This window comes from Dehalococcoidia bacterium (assembly GCA_021295915.1).
Classification (GTDB): domain Bacteria; phylum Chloroflexota; class Dehalococcoidia; order Lucifugimonadales; family UBA1123; genus VXRN01.
The window spans coordinates 1-3,595 of record JAGWBK010000079.1 but is presented as its reverse complement, the minus strand read 5'-3'; the positions used below and the strand labels follow the sequence as shown (position 1 = coordinate 3,595).

The window sequence follows — 3,595 nt, the reverse complement described above, 5'->3', positions numbered from 1 at the left end:
AAAAAGCTGGAAAGAGCATAGACCAAGTATTAGACCACCGCCACTTCCACTACGGCTCGCTCACGCTGAAACGGTATAACATCATGCGCCGCCCCTTCGAGTATTAGGAATTACTGCTACTACTCGTTACCACAGTCAGATTTGGCAACTTCGCCATTAGCCCAGGCTTCGATTGAGTGCGTCAGCTGGACACGATTGGCATTTGAAGAATAGAACTCCCTTAATCCACTTACTGAAGCCCTCCACATCAGAGTTAACGAAGGAAATCAATCTTGACCATGCAGAAGCATATAGTTCAGTTTTCCCTGCGAGACACAATTGGCATGTTGGATGCATCGCCGGCTAAGGCAGACCTTATACCTGAAGTCACAGTCATCCAGGTTATGAATCGTGCTCCGATCGCCCACTTAGCAATTGAGATAACTCTTAAATTCCTCACAAAAGCCGCTGGTGGGAACTTTGAAGAGACTCACACACTGAACCGTCATCGGGAAGCATTGAGCAAGTGCGACCCTGACGCTGAGGACTTTCTATCGCGTGCATTTGAAGAGGCTGTTCGTTTCTATCGGTACAACACTAACGCTGTTGAACTCAAACACCTACGATCACTGAGTCAATACTTCCAGGAGACAGGTACAGACGACGCATTCCAAAAAATGCGTTACTGGGAATTGGGGCAAAGCCTGGAAGACGTACTGATACGACGCGTCAACCTCCGCATCCATCGTGAGATTCTGCTTGCGTTGCGGCAGTTGCTTATCAGGTCCGACAAGTATGTTCCGAAGACCATCACACACCGTGTGGATGCCCTCATAAAGCAACCTATATTAGTAAAACTAGGGTATCAGCCGGGCTCTCCCAGAGAGAGGGCCATAAAATCCCTACTGCATTCTCACGCTCAGGGTAAGTCTTGGCGGTCAATCCTCAACGATGCTGTACAGTCAGGATTTGACCTAGGTGACGGGTCGCTCAACAAAGATATTTCAGACGTTTATCAACAATTGCTACAGTCCGATGATCCGGCACTTCGCTATCACGCCGAGATGTGCAGCGTATTGTCAAGGCTGCCGCGCGACATCGTGCCAAGTGTCAAATGGATCGTACAGAATAAGTCTGGGGAAGTGCATACGCCAATGGATACAATTCTGGGATTCATTGATCGTGGCCCTGACGGTATCTGGTTCGCAGCATCACCGACAAACGCTCCTCCCGTTCGGACCCAGACCCAGACTGATGCTCGCGCGTACTTGGGGAATTTGATGTCATCGCTCGCTACTATCGTTGTCGAAGGTGAAGTGCGTCAGCTCAGGCTTGTTGGAGATGAGTATGACGCACTCAAGTCAGAGAATGACACTCGGTGGACCGATGGGTACGACCCAAATGAACCGGCGACCTTCAATTTGGAATTCTGGGATGCCAACCACGGGTTGGATGTGAACCAAGCAGTCAAGATCGAGTTAACAACGACATATGGCGGCCTTCACCAACTGGAAGGAAAAGTAACTTCTGTCCAAAACCAGAATGTGAGAGTAGCAGGTTCTGATGTGTTCGCCACGCAAGGTGAATCATTTCTAGAAGAATGTTGAAACACATAGCCTGAAAAGGTGTGATCATGGACGCGTCCAAGACCAACGACGTAGGGCTCCAGGCAAAGACCCGCCGGCGGCGCAGTCTACTGCATCAAGCGGTTGAGGCGATTACCATGAACGGCGGGCTTCGTATGTCTGAGAATCTGTCTCGTGAGGAACTGTACGAGGAGCGATTCAAGAACCGAGATGCCCTTCGGTAACGTCGAGTACTCTTAAGATATGAGCTCTCGGCAGGACTACGGTGGGCTCCGGGTGATAAACCCGTTCCTGGATCGGTAACAAGCCTCTGCGAGAGCCGACCCTTATCTGGATACCGGCCTTCGCCGGTATGACGTGACTGTGGTGGCTGCCAATACGGGTTAGGTCGTCCAGTGATCGCCTCATTGACCCGTGCCATCGCTGTTGATAGCGTGACCCCATTCATGCATGACTGTTCACACCATTAACTCTTGCCGTTCGCAGCACTAAGTGGCGGCGGGCAGATGTGGAACAGAGTGGGAGTGACGGAGGGGGTTAAATCATGGCTGGACGGCTCTGGCTGGACGACAACTGCACGATTGCTGGGGCGACGGGGGCTGCTACCGTTGACGGGCGCGTGGTGATCGCGAGCAACAGCGATGACCCGTTTACGACGAGGACTCGGCTTGTCGTCGTGGAGCCGTCAGATGGGGAGCGGTTCATCGCGACTCAGATAGTCTCGCCGAGCAACGGCAGTCCCGTCAGCTTCGACAGGATGCACACCCGGGGTGTCAACGCCCAGGGCTTTGCGTACACATGGTCGGCGGTGAGACCTGACCCTGAGCACGAGCCGGACAGCGAGAGCGCCTTCGGCCTCCCCTTCTACCAGTTTGGCAGGCTGCTGCTCAGCCAGTCCCGGTCCGTGGATGATGCGATCGGGATCCTCGAGAGCTATCCGAGGGCGATTCATGGCAACTACCTATTCGGAGACTCGAAGGGCGAGGTGGCGCTCGTCGAGGTCAGCACGCAGTCGATGAACGTCGAGACTCGGACCGACACTGGATGGGTCGGACGGTCCAATCACTGGACCTCTCCGACGATGTCGGCTATCGGAAACACACCGGATGCCTGCGACTCGACGGCTGTCCGGTACGAGAGGATTACGACCCTCATGGCCGAGGGAGACGGGAACGTCGATCCTGCCCTTCTCGCGAGATGCCTGAGCGATCATGAGACTCTCGAGGAGACTGGCTGGTCGATCTGCGCTCACGGTCACGGAGAGGTAGAGCCGGGTCGGGAACGCGGCGGCTCCGTCAGCTCGGAGATCATGCAGCCTGCGCTGGGAACGATGCACTACGCGTATGGCTGGCCCTGCGGGGGCGAGGTCGACTATCCCAGAGAGCAGCCGTACCAGGACAGGTCGTGGGGACGCTACATCTCGTTCCGACTGGAAGACATGGAGCCGGGCGAGTATGTGTCCGTAGACGGCGTTCTCAGTCCCCGTGCGGTGCGGTACCTGGCGGATGCGGGTGGCGCGATGGCGGTGGGCAGCTAACGCCACTTCGTTTATCAATAGTCTCTGAGGGCTAGCCCCATGCTTGACACGGGGGCACACACAGGTAGGCATAAGCGTACAAACAGACATGAACACCAACCAACAGACCCCCTCTCCCTCAGAGCCTGCCCCGTACTTGATACGGGGGAGAGGGCTGGGGTGAGGGTGAAAACACTGCCTGCCAAACTGACACAATCTCGGTGCCTCATCCCCGTCCGTTCACCCTCATGAAAATCCGCTGCGGCGGAAGCCCATCCACCGACAACCCCACCCCGCCCTAAAGAGGGTTCGAGCAGAGGCACAACCAAATCATGTAAATCCCAAAATCACACAAATCCGAGTTCATACGAGAGACTTTCTAAAGTCCCCTGCGTGTCAAGGGCGGGCGAAAAATGTACCACTGGGGCGGTTGAAAAGTGTACCAGGGAGGACACAGACCAGCATAAGTGTCATGGCTAACTGACCAGCGAAAATGTCCGGGGGAGTGACCCTC

At 55.0% G+C, this 3,595-nt stretch carries 3 protein-coding genes; all 3 read left to right on the top strand.

Annotation, left to right across the window (positions count from 1 at the left end; all coding sequences use genetic code 11):
* The first annotated feature begins 272 nt into the window (after positions 1-272).
* The 3 genes from J4G14_14945 to J4G14_14935 all read left to right on the top strand — a co-directional run bounded on the left by J4G14_14945 (position 273) and on the right by J4G14_14935 (position 3,102).
* Positions 273-1,586 (top strand): hypothetical protein, encoded by a 1,314-nt coding sequence (locus tag J4G14_14945; GenBank protein MCE2459086.1) that lies wholly within the window; start codon positions 273-275, stop codon positions 1,584-1,586.
* A gap of 26 nt (positions 1,587-1,612) precedes the next feature.
* The gene (locus tag J4G14_14940) at positions 1,613-1,789 is read left to right on the top strand and encodes a hypothetical protein (GenBank protein ID MCE2459085.1); all 177 of its coding nucleotides are present in this window, start codon (positions 1,613-1,615) and stop codon (positions 1,787-1,789) included.
* A 320-nt stretch (positions 1,790-2,109) separates the two neighbouring features.
* The gene (locus J4G14_14935; protein MCE2459084.1) at positions 2,110-3,102 is read left to right on the top strand and encodes a hypothetical protein; all 993 of its coding nucleotides are present in this window, start codon (positions 2,110-2,112) and stop codon (positions 3,100-3,102) included.
* The last annotated feature ends 493 nt before the right edge of the window (positions 3,103-3,595 follow it).

What these genes read in the sequence shown, in the direction of transcription:
- J4G14_14940 (MCE2459085.1), top strand. Translation starts at nt 1,613, where the DNA reads ATGGACGCGTCCAAGACCAACGACGTAGGGCTCCAGGCAAAGACCCGC.
- J4G14_14935 (MCE2459084.1), top strand. Translation starts at nt 2,110, where the DNA reads ATGGCTGGACGGCTCTGGCTGGACGACAACTGCACGATTGCTGGGGCG.